Annotated in this window: 18 protein-coding genes; 5 read left to right on the top strand and 13 right to left on the bottom strand. The window is 52.4% G+C overall.

Features of this window, described 5'->3' with window-relative positions; translation table 11 throughout:
• From ispF to B3F49_RS11240, 3 genes are all read right to left on the bottom strand, one after another.
• Positions 1 to 469: 2-C-methyl-D-erythritol 2,4-cyclodiphosphate synthase (gene ispF, locus B3F49_RS11250; protein ID WP_293911136.1), on the bottom strand; the 469-nt coding region annotated here is incomplete at its 3' end.
• Entirely contained in the window at positions 466 to 1,278 is an 813-nt protein-coding gene (locus B3F49_RS11245) for an IspD/TarI family cytidylyltransferase (RefSeq protein ID WP_293911134.1), read from the bottom strand. The genes ispF and B3F49_RS11245, both read right to left, overlap by 4 nt.
• 1 nt (position 1,279) lies before the next feature.
• Positions 1,280 to 1,783 carry a CarD family transcriptional regulator gene (locus B3F49_RS11240; protein WP_293891308.1) on the bottom strand — a complete coding sequence of 168 codons (504 nt, stop codon included), beginning with the start codon at positions 1,781 to 1,783 and terminating at the stop codon, positions 1,280 to 1,282.
• 105 nt (positions 1,784 to 1,888) lie between these two features.
• Between B3F49_RS11240 and malQ the strand changes: the two genes are divergently transcribed.
• A complete protein-coding gene (gene malQ, locus B3F49_RS11235; protein WP_293911131.1) occupies positions 1,889 to 3,403 on the top strand; it encodes a 4-alpha-glucanotransferase in 1,515 nt (504 codons plus the stop codon).
• Here malQ and B3F49_RS11230 read toward each other — a convergent pair.
• The gene (locus B3F49_RS11230; RefSeq protein ID WP_293911128.1) at positions 3,400 to 4,362 is read right to left on the bottom strand and encodes a lipoate--protein ligase; all 963 of its coding nucleotides are present in this window, start codon (positions 4,360 to 4,362) and stop codon (positions 3,400 to 3,402) included. The genes malQ and B3F49_RS11230 overlap by 4 nt on opposite strands.
• Before the next feature lie 47 nt (positions 4,363 to 4,409).
• On the opposite strand from B3F49_RS11230, the gene B3F49_RS11225 reads away from it, so the two are divergent.
• The gene (locus B3F49_RS11225; protein ID WP_293911123.1) at positions 4,410 to 5,129 is read left to right on the top strand and encodes an RsmE family RNA methyltransferase; all 720 of its coding nucleotides are present in this window, start codon (positions 4,410 to 4,412) and stop codon (positions 5,127 to 5,129) included.
• Positions 5,130 to 5,176: 47 nt separating this feature from the next.
• A complete protein-coding gene (gene thyX, locus B3F49_RS11220; RefSeq protein WP_293911120.1) occupies positions 5,177 to 5,998 on the top strand; it encodes an FAD-dependent thymidylate synthase in 822 nt (273 codons plus the stop codon).
• On the opposite strand, the gene B3F49_RS11215 is transcribed toward thyX, so the two are convergent.
• Positions 5,995 to 7,233 (bottom strand): SPL family radical SAM protein, encoded by a 1,239-nt coding sequence (locus tag B3F49_RS11215; protein WP_293911117.1) that lies wholly within the window; start codon positions 7,231 to 7,233, stop codon positions 5,995 to 5,997. The genes thyX and B3F49_RS11215 overlap by 4 nt on opposite strands.
• A 62-nt stretch (positions 7,234 to 7,295) precedes the next feature.
• Here B3F49_RS11215 and uvrC point away from each other — a divergent pair, with 62 nt between their 5' ends.
• Positions 7,296 to 9,149 (top strand): excinuclease ABC subunit UvrC, encoded by a 1,854-nt coding sequence (gene uvrC / locus B3F49_RS11210; protein ID WP_293911115.1) that lies wholly within the window; start codon positions 7,296 to 7,298, stop codon positions 9,147 to 9,149.
• Here the strand turns inward: uvrC and holA are convergent.
• From holA to hprK, 4 genes are read right to left on the bottom strand one after another with little or no spacing between them, the layout of a single operon-like run.
• Positions 9,146 to 10,177, bottom strand: a complete 1,032-nt coding sequence (holA, locus tag B3F49_RS11205) for a DNA polymerase III subunit delta (RefSeq protein WP_293911112.1) — start codon at positions 10,175 to 10,177, stop codon at positions 9,146 to 9,148. The two genes, uvrC and holA, sit on opposite strands and share 4 nt — an antisense overlap.
• On the bottom strand, positions 10,174 to 10,794 hold the full coding sequence (gene lexA / locus B3F49_RS11200; RefSeq protein ID WP_293911110.1) for a transcriptional repressor LexA: 621 nt from the start codon (positions 10,792 to 10,794) through the stop codon (positions 10,174 to 10,176). Before lexA ends, holA begins: the two co-directional genes overlap by 4 nt.
• 3 nt (positions 10,795 to 10,797) lie before the next feature.
• On the bottom strand, positions 10,798 to 11,061 hold the full coding sequence (locus tag B3F49_RS11195) for an HPr family phosphocarrier protein (protein WP_293891278.1): 264 nt from the start codon (positions 11,059 to 11,061) through the stop codon (positions 10,798 to 10,800).
• Positions 11,061 to 12,044, bottom strand: coding sequence for an HPr(Ser) kinase/phosphatase (hprK, locus tag B3F49_RS11190; protein ID WP_293891275.1), 984 nt, complete (start codon positions 12,042 to 12,044; stop codon positions 11,061 to 11,063). Before hprK ends, B3F49_RS11195 begins: the two co-directional genes overlap by 1 nt.
• Positions 12,045 to 12,274: 230 nt before the next feature.
• Here hprK and B3F49_RS11185 point away from each other — a divergent pair, with 230 nt between their 5' ends.
• A complete protein-coding gene (locus tag B3F49_RS11185; RefSeq protein ID WP_293911108.1) occupies positions 12,275 to 12,595 on the top strand; it encodes an HPF/RaiA family ribosome-associated protein in 321 nt (106 codons plus the stop codon).
• Positions 12,596 to 12,648: 53 nt separating this feature from the next.
• On the opposite strand, the gene rpoN is transcribed toward B3F49_RS11185, so the two are convergent.
• Genes rpoN through B3F49_RS11165 form a run of 4 tightly spaced genes read right to left on the bottom strand, consistent with a single transcriptional unit; the run spans position 12,649 to position 15,947 of the window.
• Positions 12,649 to 14,052, bottom strand: coding sequence for an RNA polymerase factor sigma-54 (gene rpoN / locus B3F49_RS11180; RefSeq protein WP_293911105.1), 1,404 nt, complete (start codon positions 14,050 to 14,052; stop codon positions 12,649 to 12,651).
• On the bottom strand, positions 14,052 to 14,798 hold the full coding sequence (gene lptB / locus B3F49_RS11175; RefSeq protein WP_293911103.1) for an LPS export ABC transporter ATP-binding protein: 747 nt from the start codon (positions 14,796 to 14,798) through the stop codon (positions 14,052 to 14,054). Before lptB ends, rpoN begins: the two co-directional genes overlap by 1 nt.
• Positions 14,791 to 15,411 carry an LptA/OstA family protein gene (locus B3F49_RS11170; RefSeq protein WP_293911101.1) on the bottom strand — a complete coding sequence of 207 codons (621 nt, stop codon included), beginning with the start codon at positions 15,409 to 15,411 and terminating at the stop codon, positions 14,791 to 14,793. Before B3F49_RS11170 ends, lptB begins: the two co-directional genes overlap by 8 nt.
• Positions 15,408 to 15,947, bottom strand: coding sequence for an LPS export ABC transporter periplasmic protein LptC (locus B3F49_RS11165; RefSeq protein ID WP_293911099.1), 540 nt, complete (start codon positions 15,945 to 15,947; stop codon positions 15,408 to 15,410). Before B3F49_RS11165 ends, B3F49_RS11170 begins: the two co-directional genes overlap by 4 nt.
• Between the last annotated feature and the right edge of the window lies 1 nt (position 15,948).

Here is a 15,948-nt window from a genome sequence, read left to right as displayed (position 1 = left end):
TTTCAGAAATAAGGACGCTGGCTTGGGCAATAATGGCATCTCCACTTCCTAATTCACCAAGTATTGTTTCCGCAGTCTTAGCCTTTACCGAGACTCGGTGCATCTCAAGCTGCAGTACTTGTGCAAGGTTGGCCCTGATGGCATCGATATGTTCCCTGAGCTTGGGTCTCTGTACAATGATGGTCGTATCGAGGTTCTCTATCCGGTAAGGTGGAAGGTCCTGCTCAAGCACCTGCTTGAGAAGACGTATACTGCTGATGTCCTTGTATCTTGGGTCGGAGTCGGGGAAGTGAGAACCGATATCGCCCTTTGCCAAGGCGCCAAGCAGGGCGTCGATGATTGCATGAACCAGGACATCACCATCACTGTGGGCGATCTCGCCTTTCTCACTGGGAATTACGACACCTCCGAGGATGAGCGTTCTTCCCGAACCGAGGCGGTGAAGATCCCAGCCGGTTCCCACTCTCATAGGCCTGCCTGCTCCCTTTTTGCCTCATCCATGGCCTGATGCAGCAATCTTGCAGCCTTGGCGCTTCGCTTTCCCTCTTCCAAATTCTTCAAATACTGTTCAATCTGGGCCTCGGCATCAGGAATGTCATCCAGATACGTTATCTTGCGGTTCTCCCGCTCCCCCTGGCAGACGCCTACCGGAAGGCCGAAGTCAGTAAAGATCTGGGTATCATCAATATAGATGGTACCGCTGTTGTGTGCCCGCTGGTGGGCTTCCCAGATTTGAGGATACTTGAATATCTGGGGAGTCTGCACCCCAACGGCATGGGCTCTGTCAATGTGATGGGTGAGCATTCCGTTGTCATCGATGATCTTCAACGCATCGATGGCGGGTAGGGCGGGGACCGCCCCCTTGAAAACCTTTGCAGTGGCCAGGGTGCGAATGATCAACTCAGGACTGACAAAACAACGGGCGCCATCGTGTATTGCTACGAATTCAGCATCGAGGGCCATGGTGGAGAGAAACTTCAGTGCTTCGTAGACTGATTCCTGCCTGCTCTTCCCGCCTTTTACCAGAATCAGGGGAACAAAGTTCTGATGCAATAAGTCTTCCAGTGCAACGGCACATTGGTCCTCCATCCCCTCGGGATAGGTGACCAGGATGGCGGCACAGTTCGGGACCTGCAGAAAAGGGACGATGGAGCGGTACAGAATTGTATGCCCGTCAATGGCCAGATACTCTTTCTTGACACCAAGGTCCTTGCTTGCATTGAACCGTTCGCTGCTGCCTGCAGCGGTTACTATCACCGCATGTTTGGGAAAAGCCATATTATTTCTCCAGTCGGGAGAATACGAGCAGCTCGATCTCCTTCTTGTCTTTCTTCAAAGAGAACGAGGTCTCATCGATCAGCAGCCGCAGAGCATTATCATAGAGCTTGCGCTCCTGTACCGGCAGTTCCTTGATCTTGCTGCGGTGGTAAAGAGCTTGGACGACTTTGGCAATGGAAGCGATGGAACCCTGCTTGAGCAGATCAACATTCATCTGATAGCGAGCCTTCCAGTCAACAGGCATCGGCTCGTATTTGCTGGAAATGGAATCGATTGCCGACTGGGCTTCTTTTGGCTCCACGATGGGCCTGATCCCCATCTCCTTTGATTTTTCCACAGGAATCATAACCGTCATGTCTGAGATATCAAGGTAAATGACGTAATACATCGTCACCGCACCTCGGAACATCCGCTCTTCGATGCGTTTGATGACGCCTACACCTTGAAGAGGATACACGACGTGCTCCCCAACAACAAATTGTACTTTCCCCTGCGGTAAATTCATAGCACAAGTATATCCGATTTTTTGGCTTTCAACAAGGCGAGCTGAAGGGAAAGTCTTGCTGCCCTCAGATAGCCAATGGAGAGCCAAATGCAGTATAGTCGAAGTATGAAACACAACATACGACGTTGCGGAGTGCTTATGCACCCTACATCACTACCATCAAAACACGGAATAGGGTCGCTGGGCGATGAGGCTTTCCAATTCCTTGACCTTCTGGAAAAAACATCGGTAAGCCTCTGGCAAATCCTTCCCCTGGGGCCCACGGGATATGGGGATTCACCCTATGCAGCCCGTTCCTCATTTGCAGGGAACGAACTGCTCATCGACCTGAAGAGCCTTGCATATGACGGCTATCTGGATGTCGAAGACGTGCTTTTCAATCCGGGTTTCCCCTCAGAAAGAGTCGATTACGGCATGGTACGTTCCTTCAAGGAACCTTTGCTGGAGAAGGCCGCCCATGAGTTTCTTGCATATGCAGAGCCTGATGAATTGGCATCCTATCAGAGCTTTGTAGCCGAGAATGCCTGGTGGCTCGACGATTACGCCCTGTACCAAGTGCTTTGCAGGCACTACAACGACTCGCGCTGGTTCGAGATTTGGCCCGAGGAGCTCAAGCTTCGAAAGGCAGCAGCCTTGAAAAAGGTCCAAAAAGAGTTTTCCAACCGCCTTGATGTCATCAAGGTTCAGCAATATTTCTTCTTCACCCAGTGGCAAAGTGTAAAGAGCTACGCCAACACCCACGGCATCCAAATCATCGGAGACATTCCGATTTTCGTTGCTCCCGACAGTGTGGATGCATGGGCGAACCGACATCTGTTCAAGATGGACAAGGATGGCAGGCAAACCGTTTCCAGCGGCGTACCCCCGGATGCCTTCTCCGATGAGGGGCAACTGTGGGGCAATCCCGTCTATGACTGGAAAGCCCATCAGAAGGAGGGCTTTGCCTGGTGGATCAAGCGAATCCAGAAAACCTTGGAGACCTGCGATATTGTACGCATCGACCATTTCCGTGGTTTCTCGGCCTACTGGGAGGTCCCTCAAGGTGAGAAAACGGCAATGAACGGCAGCTGGGTCGAAGCTCCAGGCAAGGAGTTGTTTGCTGCACTGAAGCAGGCGCTGGGCGACCAGCTTCCCATCATAGCAGAGGACTTGGGCGTGATTACCGAGGATGTCGAAGAGCTCAGGGATTCGAACAACTTCCCCGGTATGAAAATTCTTCAGTTTGCCTTCAATGTGAAAGGCGGAACATTGGATGCAACCAATGCATACCTGCCACACAACTGCGTGTACAACAGCGTCATCTATACCGGAACGCATGACAACAACACCACACGGGGGTGGTATGAAGCGTTGGACGGTGAAGGCAAGGACATTGTAAGACGGTATTTGGAGTGTCCTGATGATCAAGTCGTTTGGCAGATGATCAGGCAGATGCTGCTCAGCTGCTCAAAGGATGCAATACTCCCTATGCAGGATTGGCTGGAACTCGGCTCGGAGGGAAGGATGAACATCCCCTCGACGTGCGGACAGGGCAACTGGAGCTGGAGAGTCAAGAGCTTGCACGTCGAGCCATGGCGCATCGACAGGCTCCGCTCCCTGATAGAGCTCAGCGGACGCTAGAGTAAAGAGACTACATGAGCGAGCAGGCTGGCAAGATCGGCCTGCCCACTTGTTTGTGCAAGCTCTTCCAAAGCCTTTTGGTTGTACTGAGCTCCGCTCAGTATGGCGACGGCTCGATCGACAATCGATGTATCGAGGGCATCGGTAAACATCCTCACTTCACTGATGACCCCTTTCTCCACCTGCAGATGCAACGTGGCTTCACCCCATTCGAACCGGTGGGTGAAGGAGTGGGTGAACTGGGGAGTCTTCTCAAGAATCACCGAAATGTCTCCAAACCGGTGATAATTCTCCTGGGCTTGGGGGAGGGTCTTGAAGTCTATGGGGGTTACCTCAGTCTGGCCGTAGGCAGCATTGAAGGCATCGACAAGGGCTGTCTGCACCATTTCGTTGGTGATGTCTGCTCGTCCTTCCTTCAGATTTCCCACTCTTGAGGCAACTGACTTCACAGCCTTGGATGCGAGCTTGTTTGAACTGGGGGTAAGGTAGTTGCTCATCACCGAAAGGTCGCTGCTGACCAGAAGCGTCCCATGGTGGCAAAACTTGGTGGCTGTGGTCTGGAATGCGTTGCCGGATATCTTTTTCCCGTTGAGCAGGATGTCGTTGCGCCCCGAAAGTTCACACGACAACCCTAGGCTTGCAAGCGCCTTGAGCACCAGGGCGAAGTTTTCTTCCTTGGTGGTTGTATTTTTGTTCCCTATCAAGGTAAAGCAGAGATTCCCTTGGTCGTGATACACCGCACCGCCACCACTTTGGCGGCGCACCAGTTGCACCTTATGCTTTTCCATATTCTTCAGATTGCACTCTGCGAATGGATTCTGATAACGTCCGATGACAATGCACGGATCGTTCACCCACAAGAAGAGGATGTGGTCATACTCAAGGGTCAGCAGATATGCTTCTCCTGCCAGATTTGCTGCACAGTCGTGGGAGGTAGCCAGGTAGATTGCGTTCTTCATGTCCTTACTCTACCTTCAAAACCGGTGCCTATGCTATACTCGCTTGTATGAATATCATCCTTTTTGAGGCCCTTTCTGCACAGAACGAGCTCTCCATGCAGGACCCGCGGGCCCAACATATCTGCAAAATCCTTCGGCTCAAGGAGGGTGAGCGTTTTCAAGCCGGCATCATCAATGTCGGCCAGGGAACTGCAACCCTCACCGCCCTGAAGAATGATAGCATCCTCTTCGATTTCGTGATGGAAGACACCCAAAGTGCGCACCTCTATCCGGTGACCTTGTTGGTCTCCCAGGTCAGACCCATCTGCATGCGCAGGATTTTGCGGGAAGCTGTGAGCCTCGGGGTGCAAAAAATCATCCTCTGCACCACCCAGACAGGGGAGAAGTCGTACGCCCAGGCAACCCTCTACACCAGCGGAGAATACCATTCCATCCTGTTGGATGGAGCGATGCAAAGCGGCAAGTGCGGCGTCAGCGAGGTGCAGTTTGCTTCTTCGGTTGCCACGGCGATGAGCCTGCTCGATGAGAACAGCCAACGTATTGTGTTGGATAATGTACGAGAGAGCACAAGCCTTGCTCGTGCTTCCATTACGGCTTCTTCGGTGGTGCTCGCCATCGGCGGTGAGCGTGGGTTTACCGATGATGAGCGTACCACCTTCGATCGAAACGGCTTCTCATTTGCCAGCCTTGGAAGCAGGATTCTCCGCACCGAAACCGCCTGCAGCGCCGGACTGGCCGTCCTGCTTGGTCGGATGGGCTTGCTCTAGAAGGCTTGGGAAGGCATAATACACAGACTTGTACAGAGGAGAGTGACATGGCACATTGCATTGTAGCAGCAGCTGAAGAGATCCTGGATAAGGAGTTTCCTGTTCTGGACCATGGATTCGTCCGACTCGTTGACTATCTGGGCAGTGATGAAAGGATCGTGCAAAGTGCACGAGTCTCATATGGCAGCGGGACAAAAACCTATCGCCAGGACAAGGGACTTATCAGCTACCTCCTTCGCAACGACCACACCTCCCCGTTCGAGCAGGTGAATTTCACGTTCCATGTGAAGATGCCGATTTTCGTAGCCCGGCAGTGGATCCGCCACCGCACCGGCAGGGTGAATGAGATCAGCGGCCGTTACAGCGTCATGAGCGATGAGTGCTATCTGCCCGACAAGGCGCACATCAACTTCCAAAGCGAGGACAACAAACAGGGCCGCACTGATGAATCCGTTCCTGCCGAGCTGGCCGATGAAGTGCTTGCCTTGCTCAGGGAGGACCAGAAGCGCAGTTATGAAACGTATCAGAGGCTGCTTGATCTGGGCATCGCCCGCGAACTTGCCCGCGTGGACCTGCCGCTGAGTCTCTACACCGAATGGTATTGGCAGATGGATCTGCACAATCTGTTCCACTTCCTGCAGCTCAGGCTCGACAGCCATGCCCAGTACGAGATCCGGGTCTATGCGCAGACCATCCTTGACATGGTTCGCTTGGTCTGCCCCATGGCAACCGAAGCCTTTGAAGAGTATAAGCTCGGAGGGAAAACCTTCAGCAAGAGCGAGCTCGATGCCCTGAAGGCAATGCTCAAGGGAGAGGAGAACCCCCTGAAGGGAAGGGCTTTGGAGTTGTTTGAGCAGAAATTGAACTAGGTCCTGTGGCGCCCCAGGCATGCCCGATAGGAGGTTTTCATCGCCTCTTCAAAAGCCTTGTCGTCCTCATAGCTGTACCCGAATACAGGCTCCCACAGGCCTGGGTCCTCCATGCACAGATAGAAAAACGGGGAGCCTTGCTTCCAAGAGGCAGGAAATTGGCTGTAGGCAAAGCTGAACATCTGCTCTTTCACCTCCAACGGGTACGTGTACTTTCCGGCGCTGAGGGTGAGCTCCATATCAGTCACCCGCGTCTCATGCAGAGCTGAGCGCAGTGTGCGCAGGACCGCTTTGGTAAAAGTAAGGGTTCCCAAGGAGACCATCATCAGCTCCCCGGGACGGAAGGAGGTGGTTACTTGTTCAATCAAGGCCCCGTACTCCTCCTGCCACCCTTCGAAATAGACCATGGGGTGGAGATGAAAGCCGATGATTCTCCCCGCATCACGGGCACGCTTGGCCGCATCGAGCCTCTGCTGGAGCGTCGCGGTGAGATGCTCCTCCTTCTCTATGATGGTCGGAGCATTGAGCGACCAGGTGGAGATGAGGTTCAGAGGCAGCTTGAGTTGCAAATAGTCACTGCGATGACTCTTGGTTTTCAACTCGATGATGAGTGAGGGATGGCGCTCTGCGAGAAGGGCCAGCGCCTCGAGTGTTCCATAGTCATTCCCCCAAAGCAGGGAGTCGCTGCTCTGTCCTGTTCCGATATGCCAGCAATCATCCTGGAGAACCAACTCCCCAAGCCTTTGCTTCAGGTTCTGGACCACCTTGATCTCATGACTGTTGTAGAAGGATTGGATGGAGCAGTAACTGCAGCCGAAGGCACATTGTTGTACCACATCGAGGGTCTTGAGGTTGCAGCAGCGGGTCTTTTCCCCTTCCACAGGACAGGGACACCGTCCCATCAGGGTGTTTGAGGAGACAAAAAGGCTCCGGTATTTGTCCGGCAGGCGCCCTGTTGGGTGGAAATCGCTGTAGGAAGTCGGTTTTGTCCGTTCAGCTTGCATGCGCTTGTGGTGATCGGCCAGCAAAGCCTGTGATCGTTGCTTGCCATCCAGGTGCTGTACGGCTTGCTCATCGATCCATCCTCTCATCGGTCCGAGTTTCCACATGGCCAGGTCTGCACAGGACTCTATCAGCTGTCGCTGCTGCTGGAATGAAAAGTGGTAACGGCTGTCGAGGTCGGCAAGATAGGTTTGCTCGGAGTATGGCAGGGATGCAAAGAGGGGGTGTTCCATGGCCGGTATTGTATCGGGTGTGGATTGTCAAAACAAGGGGAGCCGGCTATGCTCTTACCTGTATGAAGAAGAAACCCAAAGAGCAGGCCGTGTATCAGACGGAGAGCGAGATCGAGAGCTTCGGAAGTAGTGTCGCCGAGTCTTTGGAACCCTCCCAGCAGGCCAAGGAACTACCTCATAGCAGCGGCGTCTACCTGATGCGGGACAGCAAGGAGACCATCATCTATGTGGGCAAGGCCAAGGACCTGCGCAAGCGGGTTACCAGCTACTTCCTTGCCAACAGGAGCCCCAAAACGGCTGCCTTGGTTTCGAAAATCGCCTGCATCGAGCACATCATAACCGGAAATGAGTATGAGGCATTGGTGCTGGAAAACAACCTGATCAAGAAGTACTCGCCCCGATACAATATCTCGCTGAAGGACGGCAAGAGCTATCCGATCATCCGCATCACCAATGAGCCTTTCCCCAAGGTTTTCAAGACCAGAAGGTTCATCGATGACGGCTCTTCCTACTACGGTCCGTATCCCGATGCCGGCAAGCTTGACCTTTACCTCGATCTCATTGCTAAACTTTTTCCACTCCGACGCTGTGGCACCCCGCTGAAAAAGCGCGACAAGCCATGCCTGTACTACCATATCGGTTTATGTCTCGGTCCCTGTGCAGGTCTTGTTTCCGTAGAGGAGTACAACAAATCCATCGCCGCAGTGAAAAACCTGTTGGAAGGGAAAACCGAAGCGCTCCTTGCAAGCCTGGAAGAGGAGATGCAACGTGCCAGCAAAGCGTTGAATTTTGAGGAAGCGGCCGTCAAGCGCGATCAGATAGCCGCCATCAAGGCGGTGGAGACCGGCCAGCAGGTACAGGACTTCACCCAGGAGAGCCGCGATTATGCAGCAATCGAGATGCGTGGTCCCTTGTGTACCATCAGTCTCATGCAGATGCGCAGCGGCCAGCTGATCGGCCGCGCACTCTACCGTGCCGAGACATTCGGTGATGAGACGGAGACGTTGCTCAACTTCTTGGTGCAATACTATGCCGATGGCTTGAAACTGCCGCAGTTTCTCTATGTCTCCCATGAAATCGATGTGAACCTCATCAGGCGCTACTTCAGCGAGCAGCTGGGAGGCAGGCTGGAAGTCTCTCTTCCACTGGATGGAAAGCACTTCCGCATTTTGCGTATGGCAAGGGAGAACGCTGTCAGGGATGTGGAAAAGCGGCTGAAGAGCAGGGACAATACAAAAGCCCTCGATGACCTTGCCGAAGTGCTTGGTCTCAATGCCCCGCCTTCATTGATTGAAGGTTTTGACATCGCCCACCTCTCAGGAAAGTACACTGTAGCATCCCTTATCTCATTTCGGGATGGAAACCCTGACAAGCCCAACTATCGCAGGTACAACATCAAGAGCCTGGAAGGGAAGATTGATGACTACGAATCCATCCGGGAGGCGGTTGCCCGAAGGTATACAAAAATCCTCAATGAAAACCTTGTACGACCCGACCTTCTGATCATCGATGGAGGCAAGGGGCAGGTCAATGCAGCCCGGCAGGTATTGGATGACTTGGGAATGTTTGAAATTCCCATCATCGGACTTGCCGAGGAGTATGAGACCATCGTATTTGATGACGACCGACAGGATCTCCAACTTCCCGAGGATCATGAGGCCTTGCGTTTGGTGATGGCGGTGCGGGATGAGTGCCACCGGTTTGCAACCAGTGCCAACCAAGCCGCCCGCAGCAAGGAAGCTTCCTTCCGGGTTCTTGAATCGGTTCAGGGAATAGGAAAGAAGCGCAGCGAGCAGCTGATGAAACAGTATGGGAGCCTTGAGGTTTTGCTGACAAAGACAGCCGAAGAACTGGCAGCTGAAGCTTCCCTTCCCCTGGCCGTTGCCCAGCGGTTGCTCAAACAGCTGACGCTCTAGAATGAGGCAAATGAAGCTTGGTGGAGTGCTTGTCCCTTGCCCTTGATGATGCGGTAGAGCAGGCGTTCCAAAATCAAGGGAGTCAACTCCGTACTGGCTTCCTTGACTTGTATGTCCGCTTCGGCCAAGGCGGTGATAATGCGTCGCACTGAGGCGATGTCGTAGGCTTGAACAGCATCATGGTAGGTTGACTTGTCTTTTGGCTTACGGATGGCCGATGGCTTGCCTTGCACCGTTGCCTTTGCGAAGGCTTCAGACTCCGAACTCCCCAAGTTCATCTCTTCTGCAATCGAGAGCAGGCGCCTGAATTGCCAAAGCAGGCCGCTGACCAACAGGATCGGGGTTTGGCTGTCTCCACTCCCAAGCATCGCCGAGAGGGATTTCAGGCTCTGTTTCAAGTCGCAGCGGGCGATCAGGGGGAACAGGGTGAAGGCATCCTCCTGCCGGCTGTGGTGGATGTAGGTTTGTACATCCTCCTCGCCGATCGGCCTTCCTTTCGCACCAATCTGCCAAAAGAGTCCCAACTGGTTGCAGATGGTCCTCAGCTCCTGGGTGTTGTCCTCGGTCAGGTCCATCAGCAAGTCCACGGCATCACTTGTTATGGAGAGCCCCATCCGTCTGAAATGATTTCGAATCCAATCCGCCTTCTGGGTTTCCAAGAGGTCGTAGAAGATTTTGGTGTTCTGCTTGGGTATCAGTTTCATGATTTTCTGCGAAACCGACAGTTCACTGGAGATGATGACCAACGTAGCGGTATCGACCGGGTGGGTCAGATAGTCGGTGATGGCTTGGACCAGGGAGGCGCTGGCACTCTCCGCTTGGCCGAGTATGACGAGGCGGTAGTCGCTGAACAGGGAATTATTGTTCAGGACCGTGAACATCTCCCCGTTCTCGGTCTCAAACGGATAGAATCGTGCGAGTTCGATCTCGTTGCCGTATTCGTTGCGAAGGCGGGCACGGATATCCTTCAGCTCTTGTTCTTTCGCCCCGGCTTCAGGGCCGAGGAGCAGATAGGCTCGTTCACTCATGCGTAGGTACGGATCAACAAGTGGAGCTTGCCGTGGATCTTGCAGGACCGGGTGATGATCGGTCCCATGGAGGAGTTGGCAGGCCGTAACTCGATATACTCGCTGGAAGGGTAGTATGCCTTCAATGTTATCCCACCCCCGTCCTCGCCAACGGTGGCCGCTACGATTTCTCCGGTATCAGCAACCTCGCACTTCTTGATGATGGCTATGTCGCCGTCGTAGATTCCTTCCTCGATCATGCTATCCCCACGGATCTTCAATGCAAAATAGGTGTTGCGGACGTTTCTGAGCATGGTTGCAGGCAGGTTGAGCATATACTCGGTATTCTCTTCGCTCATCAGAGGTTTTCCGGCGGCGATGGAGCCGATGACAGGTATCTGGATCAACTCCTCGCGGGGGAAGAATTCCTGCCCGATCACCTCGATCGACCGAGAAATCCCCCCGGTCGTCTTGATGACCTGCTTGGCTTCGAGTGCCTTCAGATGGTCGTGTGCCGCCTTGACTGAGAATTTGAAGTTATCGGCAATATCCCTGACCGAGGGGGCATAGTTGTTTTGCTTGATGAAGGCGCTTATGAATGATGCGACATCCTTCTGCCTTTGGGTTAGCTCGCGCATTTCTTACTCCTCGAACCTGTTCTCGAACAACGTTTGTATGGCATCGGCCATTTGCTGTTCGTCCGGACCTATACAGGTCATGACAATGGTGCTTTGATGGGTTGCCCCCAAGGTGATGATGCCCATAATGGACTTTCCATTGATTTTCATGTTTTCCTTCTCCAGGTAGAGCTCGCTCTCATACTTGTTTGCCAATTTGACAATCGAAGCAGCCGGCCTGGCATGAATACCCGCCCTGTTGAAAACTTTCAGTTCCCTGGTGACCATCAAAATGTCTCCTCGTTGATATAGTACATCTTCCGTGCTGATTCACTCTCGAGCCATTTGAGAACACTTTGATCGAACTCCTTGGCAGAGTAATATCCGAGCTTCTTGAGACGCTCGTTTCGTGCAGCAGTTTCGATGATGACCGGGATGTTCCTTCCCGGCTTCACAGGAATAATTACCTTGGGAATGGAGATGCCGAGGTATGTATCCTCCAAGGTGGACTCCCCGACCCGGTCGTAGTTCTTCTTTGCATCCCATGGCTCAAGATGAATCGCCAGCTGCACCTGCTTTCGGTCACGGATTGCTCCGACACCGTAAAGGTTTGCCAAATTGATGATGCCCAGGCCCCTGATTTCCATATGGTGGGCCAGCAGGGGATTCTCCCCCATGCCGATGAGGTAGTTGTCACTGATGTTTCTCAGCTTCACCGTATCGTCGCTGATCAAGCGATGCCCGCGTTCGATGAGCTCCAAGGCGGTTTCGCTCTTGCCGACCCCGCTCTCACCGGTGATCAGGACACCGATGCCGTAGACCTCCACGAACACCCCATGGATGGTTTGGGTGGGGGCGAAAACCTCGTCAAGGGTTTGGTAGAGACGTCTTGAGAAGTCGGAGGAGACCAGGATGGTCTTCAAGATTGCAGTACCTGTTTCTTCTGCAAGTTCTATGAGTTTTGCACTTGGATGTCCGTCATCACAGAATACAAAGCAAGGGATATCGTAGCTGAAGAGTTTTTCTATGCTTGCAAAGTTGAGTTCACGCTCCAATTTTTCCAAGTATACCTGTTCCCCCCGGCCAAGCACCTGGATGGAATTGTTGCTGAATTCTTCAAAAAATCCGGAGAGAGGAAGACCTGGACGACTGATTTTGCTCGTGGTTATTTTTTTTGAAAGGCCGGTTCTTCCTGCCATGCAACTCAATCGTAGGTGGTTATGTTCTTTCAGGTCCAAGTCCAATAGGTCCAGAACAGTAAAATCAGGCATGTCGTACTCCTCTTCAGTGCTTCGTGCAAGTACTTTTTTACTATACAATTGTTGATGCTCTTTCGCAAGTACAAATTCTTGATACTAGTAAAACGCTAGGATTTAAATAGTTCTCAAGGAAATATTTAAATACTTATAATAAAAATAGATAAAAAATTTCATTGGTAGAGGAAATTCGTTATTTTCATTTGTCCATTGACGATTGGCCTCCCAAGCCTTATCCTTGGAGTATGACCATAGTCAAAGGAGGGCTTATGAATTTGACTGTCAGAGGCATCCGTTACAACCCAAGTGATGAAACCCGTGAGTTTTTGGACAAGAAGCTCCAGAAGCTGCAATTTGCCGAAGGGTATCTCCATGACCTGGATATCGTGATAACACGAGAAACCGAAGGTCAGGGGTTCCATTTGGACGCAAAACTCCATTTCTCTTGGGGTACCATCAAGATGGTCAGCTATGACTGCTATGAGCTGTATGAAGGCATCGAATTATTGACTGACAAAATCGAAGCCACAGCTCGAAAGGAGAAAAGCAAAATCAAGGAACACTAGATTGACTTGACGAACTATGTATAGGAGAGGAGCGCGAAAGCGCTCCTTTCATGTTAGTTGGTCCCTCGTATGAAAGAGGGATCGATATTCAGTTCATTACGGTACTTCGCCACCGTACGACGCGCCACTGAAATGCCGCGCTCCTTGAGGATATCGGAAATCTTTTGGTCTGACAGAGCTTTTTGTCCCTGATGCTCTTCAAGAATCTGCCGGATTGTCTCTTTTACCGCCTGTTTGGAAAGCTCGGATCCTTCTTCGCCTACAGCATTGCTGAAGAGCTTCTTGACCGGAATGATGCCCCAATCGGTGTCTATCCATTTTGCAGTTGATATTCTGCTCACCGTCGTTTCATGCACCCCGATTTCAGCCGCAACCTCTTTTTGGGTCAACGGCTTGATGTACTGGGGACCGAAGAGGAAGAAATCCCGTTGCTGGACCAATAAAACCTGGGCCAGACGGTACAAGGTTTGGTTTCTTACCTGAATCTGGAAAATCAGGGAATTTGCACTCTTGAGTTGATTCTGGATGTACTGCTGGGCCTTTTTCGCCTCTTCGGTATTGACAAGTTCCTCTGCCAGGGATTCGAATTCAGTACTGACCCTGAGGTCCGGGAGCGAAGAGTTGTTCATGCGCAGCACCAGCTCCCCGTCCTCTGCTTTGATGCTGACGTCGGGGATGACATACTGCTGTGGTCCGCTGGCAAACCCCTGGCCTGGAAACGGGGTGAGCGTTTTGAGAAAGGAGTACAGGGCATCGAGTTCCTGTTCATCAATTCCCAGGTTCTTCGCCACCTGACTCTGTTTGTTTGCCCGCATCAGTTCAAGGTTGTCATTGACCAGAGCCTTGAAATGCAGCAAGTCTCCATCCTTGAGTCCTTTGAGCGTGGCTTGGAGAATCAGGGATTCCTTCCAATCCTTCACCCCGACTCCGGCTGGATCAAACTGATGAATGATCTTCAGAAGCTTTTCAAGGTGCGTTGCCTGCTGTGAAGTCAGGATATCCCGGGGGTCCTCAAGAAAGAAACCGTTGGCATCGATGTTGGTGATCAGGATTTGTCCGACGACATACTCCTCTTCACTGAGCGTTTCGCAACCCAGCTGACTGAGCAGGTGCTCTTGCAGCGTTTCCTCCTCGGAGAGGGCGTTTTCCATGAACTTCTGCTGACGGTCGCTCGCCTCATAGTCATACCCTGCGAAGTCGCTGCCGTAGCTGGAGGAATCGGAGTAGGTGTCATCGATTCTACCTGATTCCTTCTGCTGGCTTTGCTGGGCATACCGCTCATAGGAGACTTCCCAGCTTGACGGCAATTCGAGTGCAGGATTCGATTCAATCTCACTCTTGATTTTTTGTTGCAGCTCAGCCAAGGGCAGCGCCATCAGCTCGAAGGACTGGAGCAGTTGGGGGCTGAGTTTAAGTTGCTGTTTCTGGGAGAGTGAAAGATTTGGTGAAAGTTCCATCAGGATTCCTCCCCGAATTCTTGGCCGAAGTAGATGTCTCGTGCAATTTGATTGGAGAGCAACTCGTCCCTGCCTCCAGAGACAAGAATGGTGCCTGCATTGATGATGTAACTGCAGCTTGTGATGGATAGCGTATCGCGAACATTGTGATCGGTCAGCAATACCCCGATTCCCCTGCCTGCAAGGATGCGGATAAGGACCTTGATCTCATACACCGCCTTCGGGTCGATGCCGGCAAAGGGTTCGTCGAGCAGCAGAAATTGTGGATTGGATGCCAAAGCGCGGGCAATTTCGGTCCTTCTCCGTTCCCCTCCGCTGAGGGTGTAGCCTTTTTGCTTGCGTACATTCTCGATGCCGAATTCGACCAGCAGCTCCTCAACACGATCTTCCTGCTGGCTTTTTGTAAGGTCCCGCCTGGTTTGGGCAACAAGACGGATATTGTCTTCGACACTGAGCTTGCGGAAAATCGAGGGTTCCTGGGGCAGATATGAGAGACCCCGCTTGGAGCGCTGGTACATCGGCAGTTCGGTAATGTCCTCCCCATTGAGGAGGATGGTTCCCGTCTTTGCCTTCAGGAATCCCACGATCATGTAGAATGTCGTAGTCTTTCCTGCACCATTGGGACCGAGCAGGCCGATTATCTGCCCCGATTGCATGGAGAAGGAAATATCCTTGACCACTTCTTTTTTGCCATAGGCCTTTGCAAGATTCCGCACTTCAAGGACGCTGGTGAAGTTGTCAGCCATTGACCACCCCCTTTATGGAGCCATCCATGGCAATTTCCTCGGTTTCGAGATCGACGGTGATCCTTTCGGCTTCATAGCGGTCGCCCGCCCAGTCGATGGTTGCCTTTCCCTTCAGTTCAAGGTCCTGGTTTGTACGGTCAAACCTCATCACATCGGCTGTACAAGCCATCGGCCCGCTTTCGGTATGCTTGAAGAGGCGGACATCGACCTGAAGCAGCACTTCGCCCTCTTGAAGCGAGAACTGCAGCATGAAAGCAGTAGCATGCACCTCATTGACAGAATCATCCAACTCGACAAACCCATCGATGAGAATCATCTGCTCGTCGCGGTCAAAAAAGAGGTTTTGGGCAAGGACCTTTATACCCCGCTCGGCATCGACGAGCCGGACGGATTTTGTACATGCAACATACCGAAAATTGTTGCCCGAAAGAGTTATCTGGTCGGCATACAGCTGGACCGATCCACTGGTAATCCGGGCTCCCCCGCCGAGTGTGATGGTTTGGTTTCCTTGCTGCATGCTCATACGGGTGCTTCCACCGGAAAAGGTGATTTCCTCTGCCGACAGGGTGACCGTAACGAGAAGAATGCAGGCTAGGGCAAACCATCGCTTCATGGGAGTACCACTCCTTCGATCACCTCATCGAATGAAACTTGGGAAGTTGCAAGCTCAACTTTGAGACCGGTACCCCGTACTTTTTTGTTCCCTTCATAGGTGATCACTACTTCCGTCTGGTCCTCGCTTATCAGTATTTCCTCCTCATGCAGCCATTGCAGTCGATCAGCTTCGATGAACAATTGTTCCTTGATTTTCTCAATCGTGACAGAGCCATGCAACTGTGCGTCGTAGGATTGCAGGTCAACGTTTGCCGCAGAGGCAGAGCCTCTCAGAACCACATTGCCTTGAGCATCGTTCTGGGTGAAGGTAATCGAGGCAGCCTCCGCCTTGTGTGACGTGTCATAGAGAGCAATATGACCGGCAAGGATGGAAATGGGATGGTCTTCACCTCTGTTCAGCACATAGGTTGCGTTGGTCAAGGCAAGATCCGGCAGTTCAACCGAACGCACCATCGCCGCCTGTTCAGGGGAGAGGGAACAGGCAACAAAGAAAAAAGATGCAAGAATCATGCCAAGACGATACTTTCTGCTCATG

The organism is Sphaerochaeta sp. UBA5836 (genome assembly GCF_002432845.1).
Lineage (GTDB): Bacteria > Spirochaetota > Spirochaetia > Sphaerochaetales > Sphaerochaetaceae > Sphaerochaeta.
Note: the sequence above shows the minus strand (reverse complement) of the source record. Positions and strands in the feature narration are given on the sequence as shown.